The organism is Saliphagus sp. GCM10025317 (assembly GCF_042663665.1).
Classification (GTDB): domain Archaea; phylum Halobacteriota; class Halobacteria; order Halobacteriales; family Natrialbaceae; genus Natronosalvus.
Map to the genome: position 1 here is coordinate 1,389,606 of NZ_JBHTAQ010000007.1, position 14,585 is coordinate 1,404,190.

Genomic DNA, 14,585 nt, shown 5'->3' on the forward strand with positions numbered 1-14,585 from the left:
GAAATTCCGCAAATCGCTCGTTCAGACTCCCAGCGAGTAGATGTTCGCTTCGTACACCGTTCGAACCTGATCCCCCCAGTCGTGGGTATACGTATCGATGACGTCGCTCGCGACGTCCCCACGCAGGTACTTGACGACCCCACGATCACCCGTTCGGTCGCGGAGGTGGGTCGTGAAAAAGTGCCGAAAGTAGTGGGGAGTTACGTTCTCACTTGCGCCGCCGCCGGTCCGATACCAGCCTCGTCCGCGGGCGTGTTCCTCGACGATGTAGCGCACGTCCGAGGGCTCGAGGCGCTGGCCCCAGCTGTCGCCGGTGTCGAGGAAGAGCGGTTCGGCCGTCGACCGTGCGTCGGGTCGAATCGCCAGCCACTCGGCGAGAACCGCCTGTAGCTCCGAATCGACCGGGATAACGGTCCCCCGCTTGCGCTTGTTCGACGCCGTCCGCTCCTCTCCGTTGACGACCGCACCGCGAACCGGCTTCTCGTCGACGTACAGCGAATCGGGACGGGCCTCGAGTTGGACTCGCGGCGTCCACTCGAGATCGACCGCTTCGATGTCGGCGTGGAGGTCGCGTAAATCTAGGTTACAGAGCTCGCCGACACGCATTCCCGTCTTGAGGAGAGTGACGACCACGGCACGCTCGAGAAGGTGTGCGAGGTCCCCGACGAACGACTGCATTTCGGGGATCGAGATCTCACGCCTGGTCGGGTTCGTGTCGATCGATTCGTTCATCTCCTCGACGACCAGCGTCATCGGATTCCCCTCGAAGGCGTCGACGCGGGTCATGTAGTCGTAAAACCGGTGGACGTAGGAGGCGTAGGTGGCGATCGTACTCGGCTCGAGGCGGCCGCGCAGGGAGTGAACCCAGGCCATACACTCCCGACGGGTCGCGTTCGCAGGCGAGACGCCGCTCTCGTCCTCGACGAACGCCTCGAACTGCCCGAGAACGCGCTCGTAGGCCTCGACTGTCCGCTCGCTCTTGCCGTGATAACGTTGCTCCTCGAGGAAGTAGGAAACTGGCTCTTCGATCGTGGCTGGTTCGCTCGTTCGATCAGTTGCCATCGATATCACCGCTCAGGGTGTATCCACCGTGGCGACCGCTGTATCGAACCTGGTTCGTCGCCTGGAGACGCTCGAGCGTTTCGTCGAGTTGAGACTCGATGTCGTCGCTCACTGCTTCGAGTAATTCTTCCCAAGAAGATGTCCCGGAACGAAGTAACTCGAGGACCTGGGTTTCGAGGCCGCTACCCCCAGGGGTGACGTCCGGAGAACGGGGTTGCTCTGACGGCGATTCGAACCCCTTTCGGCCGGCTTGTACCATACTTCTTACATACTCGCTCTGGTTCATGTCGAGTTCGTCGGCGTGGGCGGTCCAGTTCTCTTTCTGGTATCTGGGGACGTAGGTTCTGACGACGACAGTCTCGGAACCCGGATCGTCACTCATGAACGAGGGTCCGTACTCGAGGATAATCAATCTAGCTGTTACTCGAGATAAGAGACCTTATCTGAACTTGGATACCTGAATTACGCCTGTATCTAAGTATGTTATTCTAGATTTTCTGCTCTAATATACTACGAGTTGAGATTATAATCTATTCAATGTGGGTACGTGACTCGAGATTAATATCTACTCGATTGCCGCTTCATTTGGAGACTCGCCTGGTGAGTTGCGTATGACGAAACTGAACTAGGGGCGCTTCCTTCAGCGTCCGTGTCGTTTACATCCCAAATCTCTGGTTATCCAAAGGAGGACTTCACCGATTTTTGAGAGGTATTTCGACGGCTATCGAGCCAACGGAGGCTGGTAGCGACAACCGCTCCTGGCGAGTGACCGAACGATGGTCAAATGAGCTTCAGACGTTCGCTCAAGAGGCCGATGAATGCGTTCGTCTGACGTCGCGAGGATCCACCTCTGGGTGGCAAGCGACGGCGGGATAAGTTGCCTGTGCGAAGCCGCTGGTCTAGGAATTCGTGGGGCAGCCATTCCAGAAACCGGCCGAAGTATGCACATCACTCCGGTATCGAGTGGGCAGAGTCCATCCACCTAGCGGACTCGAGCGTCTAAGTGAGGACGGAAGGGAACCCACGGATGCGGATTGCGTATCACAACCAGGACGTTATCAGTCCGAGGTCATCCGAAGATCGGAAACGACTCGTTCTGCAGGATTGAGCTCGGCTGATGCCGTTCTAGAGGGGTTTCACCGGGATTTTGGTCGAGGGACCGGAGAAATCGTTCCCTCTACGAGGGACTCCGTCTGGAGGCGATTGCGACACTGAGACGGTACTGACAATGCTGTAGCAGCGTCGAGAAGCCTTCGTTTGGCTGGGGCGAGAATAGTGACTGTCCGGGACGGGAATTCGCCCCGTATTCGATAACGACCTCTATCGGTCGTCTGGCTAGACTATATTTTCGTGTCGCTGTACTCTCGGTGCTCCTGCATTCGTCGATTATAGCGAGTGAACTGCAACTGAACCGTAACTGAACCGCTTGAGGAGTACGCAGTCGAGGGCAGCTCTGATCGTTTTGTCAATGGGATTAGCGCGTCCTGGTCATGGAAAGAGCGCATTCCTTCGACTCGGCCAGGTCGCCTCGAGCCGTTCGAACCTGGCCTCGGTCCATACAGTACGTACGGACGTCAGTGTACGGGTGAGAGCTGATGGGTTGGGGCTCGAGCACCACTCTCTCGAGGGGCAGAGAACCGCTCACACGGCCTGTGAATGTGTTCAACGCCATGGTGAACTACTATACAGAGCTGCCCCGGTGATGTGCTGCGTCCAGCTACTGACGTTTTCGTCCGAACCTGGCACGCCGTTGTCTCACGCTAGCTTCGGAACTGGTGACGGGAGCGGTCGATGTACATCGTGGGACGGCGAGCGTGAATATCGATGGGGCCGTGGTCGGATCGTCCGATTCAGGCGTTCGATTGCTGCTCATCCTGGACCTTTCGTGCAATTTTCCGTCCAGCCCGTATTTCCGGGCTGGAATACACCGACGTTCGGTCCCTCGGTAATTCCTCTCAATCCCGACGAACCTGGGCTGAACTGGTGGTAGTTGCGGGTTACATATCAATAAAGCCATATAAATTCTGTCTAACTGAGGGCTGATGTACGACGGATAAATTCTATATTGCTATATCGAATTGGTGCCATTGAGAACAGTCACGAGAACTCGAGTATCGCCAGAAATATCGCCAGACGGCGTGGCCACCGCGATAATCGGAGTCGGTTTCTCGAGTGCGTTTCGTCCGGGTCACGAACTAATGGCTTCCGGACTGGTCCCGTTCGACCGTACCTATTTGTCACCACGTCGTGACTGTCCACCTATGTCTACGATCCTGCTGGCAGTCGATCGAGACGAGGACCGGGCGGTCGCACAGGCAGAGTCCATCGTCAATCTCGAACTCGAGTCGGCGTCGACCCGAGTCCGAGTCGTCCACATCTTCACCAATAACCCCGAAGGGGCGTCCGTCACACAGCTCGGCGCCGTCCGACGAGCGAAGGCGGTGCTCGAGGCCGCCGGGTTCGACGTCGGCGTCGAGGGCCGTAGTGGGGAACCCGTCGACGAAATCCTCGACGCCGCGGACGAACACGACGCGGACGTCATTACGATCGCCGGTCGAAAACGGTCGCCGGCCGGAAAGGCACTGTTCGGCAGCGTGGCCCAGGGTGTGTTCCTCAACACGAACCGGTCTGTCTTGCTGTGCAGTGAACGGGACGCCTGACCGTCGTCCGGGGCTAGTCAACTCAGTACGAGTAGCGGTTACTCGACTATACATTCTCGTGTTCCTGTGACCGTCGAGCGACTGCGGACCCCTGTCGCCATCTCGAATACAGGGTTATACAGCGTCGACTCAAACGGGACCGCCCGTGAGCGTATCCGCGCTCCCGACGATCGATTCCTCGGCATCGGATTCGACGACTGCGTAGAGGGCGACGCCGTGGCTGGGGAGCGTCCGTTCGATTCGCTCGGACGCCTCGATCTCACAGCCATCGAGACCGTCCCAGATGGCGACCGGTTCGTCGGCGTAACGCCGGGGATCGAGCGTAACGGTCCGCGGTTCGTCGGCCCAGTTGAAACACGCGACCGTGGTCGCACCGTCGCCGGGTCGCTCACAGACGACGCGATCCGGGAACTCGTCTTCGGCAACTCCCTCGACGACGCCACGCTCTGCGGGGGGTAGCGATCGCTCGAGCAGGCGCCTGCCCGTAGAATCGATTTCGGCGATGCGGTCGGAGAAGACGTTGACGCCCCCAGTCGTCGCGACGAGCGCGGCGAACGCCTCGCGTTCGGCGGTCGTCAACTCACTGGTTTCCCTGACGAGCTGGCAGTCGGGGTCGTTGAGCCACCAGCGTCGGTGGAGGAACTGGCGCGTGAGCGTATTTCTGACGGCGTTCTTGAGCGCGGGCTGGCTCGCGGCTTCACCCTCCGTCTCCCAGACCGGGTCCGTGTCGGGACCGATTCGCATGGCGTCGACGAGTCCGACGCTGGGGGCTAAGGGAGCACCACAGCCGAGAACGAAGACGTCTCGTCCGACCGTCTCGTCGATGATCTCGAGACCTTGCCGGTAGGCTTCGAAGCGGGTGGCTTCGTCGTCGTAGCGATCACCAGGGAGAGCCGCGGCGAAGAGGAAGTCGAGTTTGAGGTACCGAAAGCCCCAGTCGTCGACAACCGTCTCGAACGTCTCCCGGAGCCACGACTGGACCTCGGGGTGTGTCGTATCGAGCCCGTAGAGTCGGTCCCCGGCACGGAACCCGCCGTCGACAGGGTCGCCAGTGTCGGGGTCGGTGACGAACCACTCGGGATGGTCCGAGAACAGGTTCGACCCCGCCTCGGCGTAGAACGGGGCCAGCCACAGCCCCGGCGTGTATCCCGCCCCGTCGATGTCCTCCGCGAGGGTGCTCATGTCCGAAAAGTCATCGTCGATGGTCCGCCAGTCGCCGAACGCGTTCATGTAACCGTCGTCCAGCTGGACGAGGTCGACCGGGATTCCCCACTCCTGGAGTTCTGCGAGGTTCTCGCGCACGTCGTCCTCGGTGACGTCGGTGAAGTAGTGATACCAGGAACACCAGCCCGTCGGAACCTGTTCGGGGACCCGTGCGTTCATCTCGGCTCCGACGAGGTCGGCCAGTGTGGGAAGAGCGTCCTCGAGGCCCCGGTTCGCGTCGATCCAGAGCGTCGGCACGTCGAGCGTCTCGCCCGGTTCGATCGTTCTTCCTTCGAACGGACACACTGCCTCGACCCGGTGGATTCCGTCCGCGTCGTCGACGATATCGAACCGGGTGCAGTAGTGCTCGTGCTCGAGGTACCCCATCGTCAGCGTTCTCTCCTCGGCGACGAATCCCGTCAGGTAGTTGCTGGTGCGGCAGTCCGTCGGCGCCTTGAGGTCGAGCATCATCGGTGCGTTATCGGGCGTTTCGTCGGGGAACCGTTCCCCCACGGAACGCGTCGCCGTTGGGGACCACGACTGGTACCCGTGCTCGTAGATGCGACTTTCTGGACCGAATCCGTCCACCTCGCACTCGAGGACCACCGACTCGAGCGTGACCGATTCACCGCCGTCGTTCTCGACCGCGACCGAGAAGGCGACGCCATCGGCTTGTTCCTCGAGACGGGCGTGAATTGGGAGGTCGACTACACGTCCCGATTCGGCGACGACCTCGAGGTCAGCGCGCAGGAGTCTCCTCGCGCCGTCCGCTACTGCCAGCGTTCTGTCGTCGAAATCGTATCGAAGCGTCGTCTCGCCGGCGGCGCACTCGTCCATATGGTAGCGAACGAACGGGCAGTCCAAATAGCCAGCCATTGCTGCAGAAATCGTCGGATTCGACGCCTGGTTCGGCGTGGTCAAAGCGGCCGCTTTGAGAACGTTTAGGTTGCTGCCGTGTGACGGTTTGTTATGTCGATTGGCGTCTGTTACTTTCCGGAACACTGGCCCAGCGAACGCTGGGAGACCGACGTCGCGCAGATGGCCGACGCGGGCCTCGAGTACGTCCGCATGGCGGAGTTCTCCTGGGCCGTCTTCGAGCCCTCCCGCGGCGAGTTCGAGGTCGACTGGCTCGAGGAAGCCGTCGAGTTGATCGGCGAACACGGCATGCAGGCCGTCCTCTGTACGCCGACGGCCACCCCGCCGAAGTGGCTCATCAACGACCACCCCGAAATCCTCCAGGAGGAACGCGATCGCACGGTTCGAAACTTCGGGAGCCGACGCCACTACTGTTTCAACTCACCGGTCTACCGGGAGGAAACCGAGCGCATCGTCGGGAGACTGGCCGATCACTTCGCGGATGACCCTCACGTCGCCGGCTGGCAGACCGACAACGAGTTCGGCTGTCACGACACTGTCCGGTGTTACTGCGACGACTGCGCGGACGCGTTTCGCGACTGGCTCCGGGAGCGGTACGACTCGATCGACACGCTCAACAAGGCCTGGGGCAACACGTTCTGGAGCCAACGATACAGTTCATTCGGCGAGATTGACCCACCGCGGCACACCCCCGCCGATCACCATCCCTCGAGGCTGCTCGAGTACTACCGATTCGCGAACGAGTCGGTCGTCGACTACAACCGCCTCCACGCCGATTTGCTCCGGGAGCGAAACGACGACTGGTTCGTGACCCACAACTTCATGGGCCGGTTCGACTCCCTCGACGCCTACTCGGTCAGCGAGGACCTCGACCTCGTCTCGTGGGACTCTTACCCGACGGGGTTCGTCCAGGATCGCCTCGAAGCGGGGGGCGATCCGACGCCGGACCAGCTTCGAGCCGGCGACCCGGATCAGGTCGGGATGGACCACGACCTCTACCGTGGGGCGCTCGACCGACCGTTCTGGGTGATGGAACAGCAACCGGGCGACGTCAACTGGCCGCCTCACTGCCCACAGCCGGGTGAGGGCGCGATGCGACTCTGGGCCCACCACGCGACGGCCCACGGCGCCGATACCGTCCTGTACTTCCGGTGGCGACGGTGTCTCGAGGGCCAGGAGCAGTACCACGCGGGGTTGCGAAAGCAGGACGGTTCGCCCGACCGGGGGTACGAGGACGCCGTGACGGTGGCTGACGAACTCGCGAACCTGCCTGAGACGGGAACGGAACGCGAAGACGTCGGGGGACGCCCCGCGCTCGACCACGTCGACGCCCCCATCGCCCTCCTGCACGACTACGATGACCTGTGGGCCCTCTCCGAACAGCCTCACGCCCCCGACTTCGAGTACTGGAACCTCATGGATGCGTTCTACGCTGCCTGCCGTGCCCGCGGCGTTCAGGTCGACGTGGTCCACCCCTCCAGGGACCTCTCGAGTTACGAGGCCGTGGTCGCACCCGCCTTGCACCTCGTCACGGACGACCTGGCCGACAGATTGACCGCGTACGTCGAGCGCGGCGGCGAACTCCTGTTCGGACCGCGAACGGGGGTCAAGGACGAGTACAACAAGCTTCGGTCCGTCCAGCAGCCGGGCCCGCTCGGGGACCTCGTCGGCGCGAGCGTCGATCAACACGAGTCACTTCCCGGCTACCTCGAGACCCGCGTTCGATCGCTCGAAGACGGGAACGAGTACGCGTTTCGAACGTGGGCCGAGTGGCTTGAGGCCGACGCGGCCGAGCCTCTCTTCGCGTACGGGGGCGACAATGTCGCAGCCGACCGTCCCGCCGTCGTGCGCAACTCGGCGGGCGAGGGATCGGTCGTCTACTGCGGCGTCTGGCCCGAAACCGACCTGGCCGACGCCGTGATCGGAACCCTCCTCGATCGGGCCGAAATCGAGACGAGCGAGCGACTACCCGAGGGCGTTCACGTCGCCGCCAGGGGCGGGTATACGTGGGTGACGAACTTCTCGAGCGACGAAGTGCGTGTGACCAGTCCGGACGGGAACCTGACCGCCGTCGTCGGCTCCACGACAGTCGGACCGTTCGACGTGGCCGTCCTCGAGGGGCACGTGGTCGACGGACTGTCGGCGGCTCTCGAGTCCTGACGGTCAGAGGAACGGGTCGAGAAGGGGCGATTCGCAGACGGAACCGGTGGGTTCAGTTCTCTCGAGCCTCGTAGTCGGGAAGCACGTCGTCTTGCATCACCGCGCCGCGGCCGCCGTCGACCACTAGGGTCGTCCCGGTGACGAACGCGGCGTCCTCGCTCGCGAGAAACGAAATCGCGCCCGCGACGTCCGCCGGTACGCCGATGCGGCCGACGGGGTGAATGGACTCCACGTCCTCGAGGCGGCCCTCGGGCAGTTCCTCGCGTGTGCGCTCGATCTCGATCCAGCCCGGCGCGACGGTGTTCGTCCGAATTTTTGGGCCGAGGTCGAGCGCCATCGCCCGCGTCATCCCGTTGATTCCCGCCTTGACGGCGTTGTACGGGAAGTGGGCGGGCATCGTCTGTTGCGAGTGGTTCGAGGAGACGTTGACGATGGACCCGCGGTCCATGTGCTCGACGGCCGCCTTTGCCGCGAGCCAGTAGGCGCGGAAGTCGGTCTCGAGAACGAAGTCCCAGTCGTCCATCGACGCCTCGGCGACGTCGGTTTCGGTCTGGACGCCGGCGTTGTTCACGAGCACGTCGATGCTTCCGTACGTCTCGGCGGCCGCCTCCGCGAGCGCCGCGACGTCGTCCGGGTCGCGCACGTCCGCGCGAACGAAGACGGCCTCACCCTCCTCGTCTCGAATTTCCTCGACCACGCGGTCGCCCGCTCCGGCGGTACGCCCGGAGACGACCACGTTCGCTCCTTCGGCCGCGAGTCGTCTGGCGACGCCGGCGCCGATACCTCGAGTCGAACCGGTGACGATAGCGGTCTGCTCTTCGAAGCGGCCGGGGACGGCGTTCGCGGTCGGTGATGTCGGTCGCTTCGTCATCTCACCACTCCGCGACGCTGCCGTCGTCGTGACGCCAGATGGGGTTGTGCCAGTCGACGCCGCCGGCCCGTTCCCGGACGTGGTCCTCGTCGATTTCGATGCCCAGTCCCGGTCCGTCGGGGAGGTCGACGTAGCCGTCCCGGTACTCGAACACCGACGGATCGGCCAGGTAGTCGAGCACGTCGCTAGTCTCGTTGTAGTGAATGTCGAGGCTCTGTTCCTGGATCAGGGTGTTGGGGGAGCAGGCGTCGACCTGGATGCACGAGGCCAGCGCGATCGGCCCGAGCGGGCAGTGCGGAGCTACCGACACGTCGTAGGCCTCCGCCATCGCGGCGATTTTCTTGACCTCGGTGATGCCGCCTGCGTGGGAGAGGTCGGGCTGAATCACGTCGACCGCGTTAGACTCGAAGACTTCCTTGAAGTCCCACCGCGAGTACATTCGCTCGCCGGTGGCGATGGGCGTCGTCGTCGCCGCCCGAACGTCCGCGAGCGCGTCGTTGTGTTCGGGAAGCACGGGTTCTTCGATGAACATCGGGTCGTAGGGATCGAGCGCGCTGGCCAGCCGTCGAGCCATAGGTTTCGCGACCCGGCCGTGGAAGTCGACGCCGATGTCAACCTCGTCGCCGACGGCCTCGCGAACGGCCGCAATTCGGTCGACGGCGTCGGCGACGGCCCGTGGGTTGTCGACGGTCCGTAACTCCGGCGTCGCGTTCATCTTCAGGGCGGTGAACCCTTCGTCGACCTTCTCCTTCGCGGCGTCGCCTACGTCGCGGGGCCGGTCGCCACCGATCCACTGGTAGACCCGAACTCGATTCCTCGCCGGGCCGCCGAGTAGCTCGTAGACCGGCGCGTCGTAGGTCTTGCCCTTGATGTCCCACAGCGCCTGATCGACACCGGCGATTGCCGACATCAGGATGGGGCCGCCGCGGTAGAACCCGCCGCGGTACATGGCCTGCCAGTGGTCCTCGATTCGACTCGGATCCTCGCCGAGCAAGTAGTTGTCCAGCAGTTCTTCGACAGCCGTCCGGACGGTCTTCGCGCGGCCCTCGACGACCGGTTCACCCCAGCCGACTGTGCCGTCGCTGGTCGTCAGCTTCAGAAAGAGCCACCGCGGCGGTACCTCGAACAGTTCGTAGTCAGTGATTCGCATTTAGTTAGATGCCTCCGTGTGTAAATCGGGTGTCGTCTCGTCGGTTCTGGTCTTCAGGGCGTCGCCGCTCTCGAGGCCGAACAGGTAAAGCGCCCGCTCGTCGAACGTGAAGACGACCTCCTCGCCTGCGATAGGGCGCAGGGTCGGGTCGATCCGAGCGGTCATCTCGACGTCACCGAGATCCATGTAACAGAAGTTCTCGTTCCCCATCGGTTCCACGACGGTCACCTCGGCCCGGTTCGGACCGCTCTCGACGAGCGTGATGTCCTCGGGTCGGACGCCGACGCGTACGCGGTCGTGACCCTCGAGCGGTGAGGGATCCGCGAGTTCGTAGGAAAATCCGCCGGGGCCCGAGAGCGTCGATCCTGTTACCTCGGCAGTGAACAGGTTGATGCTCGGCGAGCCGATGAAGTTCGCGACGAACTCGTTTTCGGGGTGGCGATAGACTGTCTCGGGCGGCCCCACCTGCTGGAGGACGCCGCCGTTCATCACGGCGATTCGGTCGCCCATCGCCATCGCCTCCGTCTGGTCGTGGGTGACGTAGACGGTCGTCACGTCGAGGTTCTGCTGGAGTTCCTGAAGCTCGGTTCGCATCTCCGAACGAAGCTTGGCGTCGAGGTTCGAGAGGGGTTCGTCCATCAGAAACACCGCGGGTTCGCGGACGATCGCCCGCCCCAGCGCGACCCGCTGTTGTTGGCCACCGGAAAGCGCCTTCGGCTTGTCGCCAAGCAACTCGGTGATGCCGAGCATCTCGGCGACCCTCTCGACGCGCTCGGAAATCTCCGTCGAAGATAGACTCGTCGAGAGCTTGAGGCCGAAGCCGATGTTCTGGCGGACGGTCATGTGCGGGTACAGTGCGTAGTTCTGGAACACCATCGCGACGTCCCGTTCGCTTCCCCGGTAGTCGGTGACGTCTTCGTCGCCGAAGTGGACCGATCCCTCGGTGACGTCCTCGAGACCCGCCACACAGCGAAGCGTCGTGGACTTTCCACAGCCTGAGGGGCCGACGAGGACGAGGAACTCGCCGTCCCGGACCTCGAGGTCGAGGTCGTCGACGGCGACGACCGCTTCGCCGCTGGGGTCGTACACCTTGGTAAGGTTTGTGAGTGTTATGCCTGCCATGGGTCGTGTGTGTTGGTAGCGTTGTATACGTGCATGATTACTCCTTGAGCGATCCTGCCAGGATGCCGCTGACGAACTGCTTCTGGAGGACCAGAAACAGCACCGCCAGTGGGATGATCGCGAGGCTGGTCGCGACCATGATCTGATCGTAGTACACCCGCTGGGTGCCTTCGAGTCCGGAGAGGGCAACGGGGATCGTGTAGTTCGCCGAATCCTCCAGGATGACCAGCGGGTAGAGGAACAGGTCCCACTGGAACAGGAAGAGGATAATCGCGAGCGCGGCCAGCGAGGATCGCATCGCCGGAAGCGCGATTCGGTAGAACAGCTGGAACTCCGTGGCGCCGTCCATCCGCGCCGACTCGAGCAGCGCGTCGGGAATCGACTTCATGTTCTGGCGCATGAGGAAGATCCCGATCGGGTTGGCGAGCCACGGCAGGATGATCGCCCGGAACGTGTCCGTCCAGCCAACCTGTGACATCATCAGGAACAGTGGGATCACTAGCAGCTGGATCGGGAGGACGAGCGTCGCCAGGATCAGGTAGAAGATCGGCTCTTTGAACCGGAATTCGTACTTCGCGAAGGCGAATCCAGCCATCGAGCACAGGAGTACCGACAGCACGGTGTAGACGACGGCGATGAAGACGCTGTTCCAGATCGACCGTACGAAGTCGGTGCGTTCTTGCAGTGCCTCGAAGTTCTCGAAGAAGGCCGTACCCGGGTAGAGCCGCGGCGGGAACTGAATAAACTGCTCCTGAGGGAGCGTCGCCGAGACGATCATCCAGTAGAGGGGGACGAGCATGACGACCGCCATCACGAGGATGAACGCGTAGGTCAGGAACATCCAGACGGCGTCCTTGCGGCGCTGTTCGCGCATCAATCTTCACCTCCGATCTTGATCTGGACGATCGAGATGGCGCTGACGATCGAGACGAAGATGACCGTGAGCGCGCTGGCGTACCCGAGGTTCCAGTTCTGGAACGCCTCCTCGTAGATGTACTGGACGATGGTGATCGTGGCGTTAGTTGGTCCGCCGCCGGTGATCACGTACGGCTCGGCGAACAGCTTGAACGTCCCGATGGTCGAGAGAACGACGACGAACAGGAGGACGGGTTTGAGCTGGGGGAGCGTGACGTAGCGGAACTTTTCCCAGCGCTTAGCACCGTCTATCTCAGCGGCTTCGTACAGTTGCTGAGGGATATTTTGCAAGCCTGCCAGTAGGATAATCATGTTGTAGCCGGTCCACCGCCAGGTAACGGCGGCGATGATCGTCTTCCGTGCCCAGAACTCGCTTCTGAGCCAGGCGATCGGTTCGACGCCGACCGTCGTCAGGGCGTAGTTGATCAGTCCGAACTGTTCGTTGAACAGGAGGAGAAATACCGTCGAGTAGGCGACGATGTTCGCCGAGACCGGGATCGCGATGGCTGTCCGAAAGAAGCCCTTGAACCGAACGAACGACGCGTCGAGCGCGAGCGCGAGGGCCAGCGCCAGTCCGATCATGATCGGCACCTGGATCGCCAGGATGTACGTCGTGTTGAACATCGACTGCCAGAACAGCCCGTCACCGAGGATCCTGGCGTAATTCCCGAGGCCCACGAATTGGAGTTCGGCGATGCGAGGCACCTCGAGGTAGAGCGGTCCGACGTCGATCCAGAACAGCCGATCGCTACTGACGCTCTGGTATTCGAAGAACGACAGGTAGACGGTGTAGACGATCGGGAACGCCAGGAACAGCCCGAACAGGATGAAAAACGGTGCGATGAACAGGTACGCGACCGGCCCAATGCGGGGCATTCGAGCCGTGTACGCCTGCCTGAAAAACCGGAAGCGGTCCCAGGCACGCAGGTGGATCGGATCGGAGCCGCCGCTCGAGACGGCGTGCTCGTCGTCCGTATGTTTCGTTGACATGAAAGCGGGTGTCTCGTGATCAGGCGAGGTCGCGACCCGTTCGCTCGGAGACGGTCTCGGCGGCGGCCATCACGGCGTCTTCAGGTGCCACGTCGTCGCGGAGCATCCGTTCGAACTCGGTGTTAATCGCGTCGGTCACTTCGGGGGTGTCGACGGAGAACTGGTAGTCCGGGATTTCCTCGGCGACGTCGGCGAAGACGCGCCGAGCAGCCTGGCCGCCGAAGAAGTCGAGTTCCTCGTCGAAGACGTCGTCGTCGTAGGTGGTCTCGAGCGCCGGGAAGAGGCCGTACTCGTCGTACATGAGCAGTTGCATCTCCTCCGTGGCGAGCGACCACTGGATGTAATCCCAGGCCCGGTTTCGCTCCGCTTCCTCGATCTGAGAGGGGATCATCAGGCTCGACCCGCCCCAGTTCGAGGCGCGCGGGCCGCCGGACTCGTGAGCCGGAATTTTGTAGACACCCCAGTCGCCGGCGGTGCTCGGCAGTTCGTCGCGAAGTGTTCCCTCCATCCACGCCGCCGAGGGCAGCGAGGCGATTTCGCCGCTCTCGTAGGCGCCGAACCAGGCCGAGGACCAGCCCTCGAGTGTCGCGGCAATGCCGGCGTCGTAGAGGTCCTTTATCGTCTGAGCGATCATCACCGAGTCGTCGGCGTGGATGTTTACCGCACCATCCTCGGTGAACGGGTTGTTGCCGAGTTGACGGAACTGATAGCGCCAGACGCCGTCGAGGTCGTTCAGCGGGAGGTTCAACATGTAGACGTCGTCGGGAAGCTTCTCGCCCTCGGTGAGGACGTCGTCCCAGGTCTCGATAGCGTCGACGTCCAGACCGTGTTCGTCGTAGACGTCGCGACGGTAGAAGACTGCGGTTGGGCCGATGTCCCACGGAAGCGCGTAAATCGTGTCGTCGTCGCTGAGCGCGTCCCAGACGCCCGAAACGAAGTCCTCGCGCACGCCAGCGTCCTCGATGTGACTCGAGAGGTCGGTGAGCGACCCCGTGTCAATGTAGGACTGACCGTCGATCATCTCGAGCATCGACACGTCTGGAGCACCGGATCCGCTCGCGAGTCGCGTCTGCAGGTCGTCTTTCATCGCTTCGCGACCGAACTCCTCGACTTCGACTGTGGCGTCGTGTTCGGCGTTGTACTCGTCGGCCGTCAGCTGGAGGGACCGAGCTGCAACGTCCCAGCCCCAGCCAAGGATTTCGTCGGCCATCGGCGCGTCGCCGTTGCCGTTACTGTCGTTACCGTTGGCGCCATTGCCGTTGGCGCCATTGCCGTTGCCGCCGTTCCCATCCTCGGGATCGCCGGTTCCGATACATCCTGCGAGTGCTGCAGCCCCGAGTGCTCCAGCTCCCTTCACCATTCGCCGTCGACTGTAATTGCTAGTGCGTGGCATTGTCCCAGTGGCTATACCCACAAAAACGAGGGGCATTACTTAAATCTTTTGGCAGCGGTGGGAGAGAACGCGCTACTGCGTCCGATTTTGTGCTGTTTTCGAAGAGAAAACACCCCGCTTTTATATACTATTCTTGGGCAATATGGGCCTATTACCGGCAAATTTTGCCTCATTATTGAATAT

Annotated in this window: 11 protein-coding genes; 2 read left to right on the forward strand and 9 right to left on the reverse strand. The window is 62.3% G+C overall.

Annotated elements, in window-relative coordinates:
* Window positions 1-21: 21 nt before the first annotated feature.
* Together ACFQS4_RS21535 and ACFQS4_RS21540 are read right to left on the reverse strand one after the other, a co-directional pair.
* A complete protein-coding gene (locus ACFQS4_RS21535) occupies window positions 22-1,062 on the reverse strand; it encodes a tyrosine-type recombinase/integrase (protein WP_500196453.1) in 1,041 nt (346 codons plus the stop codon).
* Window positions 1,052-1,444, reverse strand: coding sequence for a DUF5805 domain-containing protein (locus tag ACFQS4_RS21540; protein WP_500196455.1), 393 nt, complete (start codon window positions 1,442-1,444; stop codon window positions 1,052-1,054). The genes ACFQS4_RS21535 and ACFQS4_RS21540 overlap by 11 nt, the downstream gene beginning before the upstream one ends.
* A gap of 1,879 nt (window positions 1,445-3,323) precedes the next feature.
* On the opposite strand from ACFQS4_RS21540, the gene ACFQS4_RS21545 reads away from it, so the two are divergent.
* Entirely contained in the window at window positions 3,324-3,722 is a 399-nt protein-coding gene (locus ACFQS4_RS21545; RefSeq protein WP_500196457.1) for a universal stress protein, read from the forward strand.
* A gap of 129 nt (window positions 3,723-3,851) precedes the next feature.
* Here ACFQS4_RS21545 and ACFQS4_RS21550 read toward each other — a convergent pair whose 3' ends face one another.
* Window positions 3,852-5,762, reverse strand: a complete 1,911-nt coding sequence (locus ACFQS4_RS21550; RefSeq protein ID WP_500196460.1) for a glycoside hydrolase family 36 protein — start codon at window positions 5,760-5,762, stop codon at window positions 3,852-3,854.
* A 132-nt stretch (window positions 5,763-5,894) separates the two neighbouring features.
* Between ACFQS4_RS21550 and ACFQS4_RS21555 the strand changes: the two genes are divergently transcribed.
* Window positions 5,895-7,961, forward strand: coding sequence for a beta-galactosidase (locus tag ACFQS4_RS21555; protein ID WP_500196461.1), 2,067 nt, complete (start codon window positions 5,895-5,897; stop codon window positions 7,959-7,961).
* Between the two features lie 52 nt (window positions 7,962-8,013).
* Here the strand turns inward: ACFQS4_RS21555 and ACFQS4_RS21560 are convergent, their stop codons facing one another.
* From ACFQS4_RS21560 to ACFQS4_RS21585, 6 genes are read right to left on the reverse strand one after another with little or no spacing between them, the layout of a single operon-like run.
* Window positions 8,014-8,832 (reverse strand): SDR family NAD(P)-dependent oxidoreductase, encoded by an 819-nt coding sequence (locus ACFQS4_RS21560; protein ID WP_500196464.1) that lies wholly within the window; start codon window positions 8,830-8,832, stop codon window positions 8,014-8,016.
* Between the two features lies 1 nt (window position 8,833).
* Window positions 8,834-9,982 carry a galactonate dehydratase gene (dgoD, locus tag ACFQS4_RS21565; protein WP_500196467.1) on the reverse strand — a complete coding sequence of 383 codons (1,149 nt, stop codon included), beginning with the start codon at window positions 9,980-9,982 and terminating at the stop codon, window positions 8,834-8,836.
* On the reverse strand, window positions 9,983-11,104 hold the full coding sequence (locus ACFQS4_RS21570; RefSeq protein ID WP_500196468.1) for an ABC transporter ATP-binding protein: 1,122 nt from the start codon (window positions 11,102-11,104) through the stop codon (window positions 9,983-9,985).
* 37 nt (window positions 11,105-11,141) lie between these two features.
* Window positions 11,142-11,978: a carbohydrate ABC transporter permease gene (locus tag ACFQS4_RS21575; protein ID WP_500196470.1), complete on the reverse strand. Its 837-nt coding sequence runs from the start codon at window positions 11,976-11,978 to the stop codon at window positions 11,142-11,144.
* Window positions 11,978-13,009 (reverse strand): carbohydrate ABC transporter permease, encoded by a 1,032-nt coding sequence (locus ACFQS4_RS21580; RefSeq protein WP_500196472.1) that lies wholly within the window; start codon window positions 13,007-13,009, stop codon window positions 11,978-11,980. Before ACFQS4_RS21580 ends, ACFQS4_RS21575 begins: the two co-directional genes overlap by 1 nt.
* Before the next feature lie 19 nt (window positions 13,010-13,028).
* A complete protein-coding gene (locus ACFQS4_RS21585; RefSeq protein WP_500196474.1) occupies window positions 13,029-14,369 on the reverse strand; it encodes an ABC transporter substrate-binding protein in 1,341 nt (446 codons plus the stop codon).
* Window positions 14,370-14,585: the final 216 nt, after the last annotated feature.

Coding starts and splice junctions, on each gene's coding strand:
- ACFQS4_RS21555 (WP_500196461.1), top strand. CDS start 5,895: ATGTCGATTGGCGTCTGTTACTTTCCGGAACACTGGCCCAGCGAACGC.
- ACFQS4_RS21575 (WP_500196470.1), bottom strand. CDS start 11,978: ATGCGCGAACAGCGCCGCAAGGACGCCGTCTGGATGTTCCTGACCTAC.
- dgoD (WP_500196467.1), bottom strand. CDS start 9,982: ATGCGAATCACTGACTACGAACTGTTCGAGGTACCGCCGCGGTGGCTC.
- ACFQS4_RS21550 (WP_500196460.1), bottom strand. CDS start 5,762: ATGGACGAGTGCGCCGCCGGCGAGACGACGCTTCGATACGATTTCGAC.
- ACFQS4_RS21535 (WP_500196453.1), bottom strand. CDS start 1,062: ATGGCAACTGATCGAACGAGCGAACCAGCCACGATCGAAGAGCCAGTT.
- ACFQS4_RS21585 (WP_500196474.1), bottom strand. CDS start 14,369: ATGGTGAAGGGAGCTGGAGCACTCGGGGCTGCAGCACTCGCAGGATGT.
- ACFQS4_RS21540 (WP_500196455.1), bottom strand. CDS start 1,444: ATGAGTGACGATCCGGGTTCCGAGACTGTCGTCGTCAGAACCTACGTC.
- ACFQS4_RS21545 (WP_500196457.1), top strand. CDS start 3,324: ATGTCTACGATCCTGCTGGCAGTCGATCGAGACGAGGACCGGGCGGTC.
- ACFQS4_RS21570 (WP_500196468.1), bottom strand. CDS start 11,104: ATGGCAGGCATAACACTCACAAACCTTACCAAGGTGTACGACCCCAGC.
- ACFQS4_RS21560 (WP_500196464.1), bottom strand. CDS start 8,832: ATGACGAAGCGACCGACATCACCGACCGCGAACGCCGTCCCCGGCCGC.
- ACFQS4_RS21580 (WP_500196472.1), bottom strand. CDS start 13,009: ATGTCAACGAAACATACGGACGACGAGCACGCCGTCTCGAGCGGCGGC.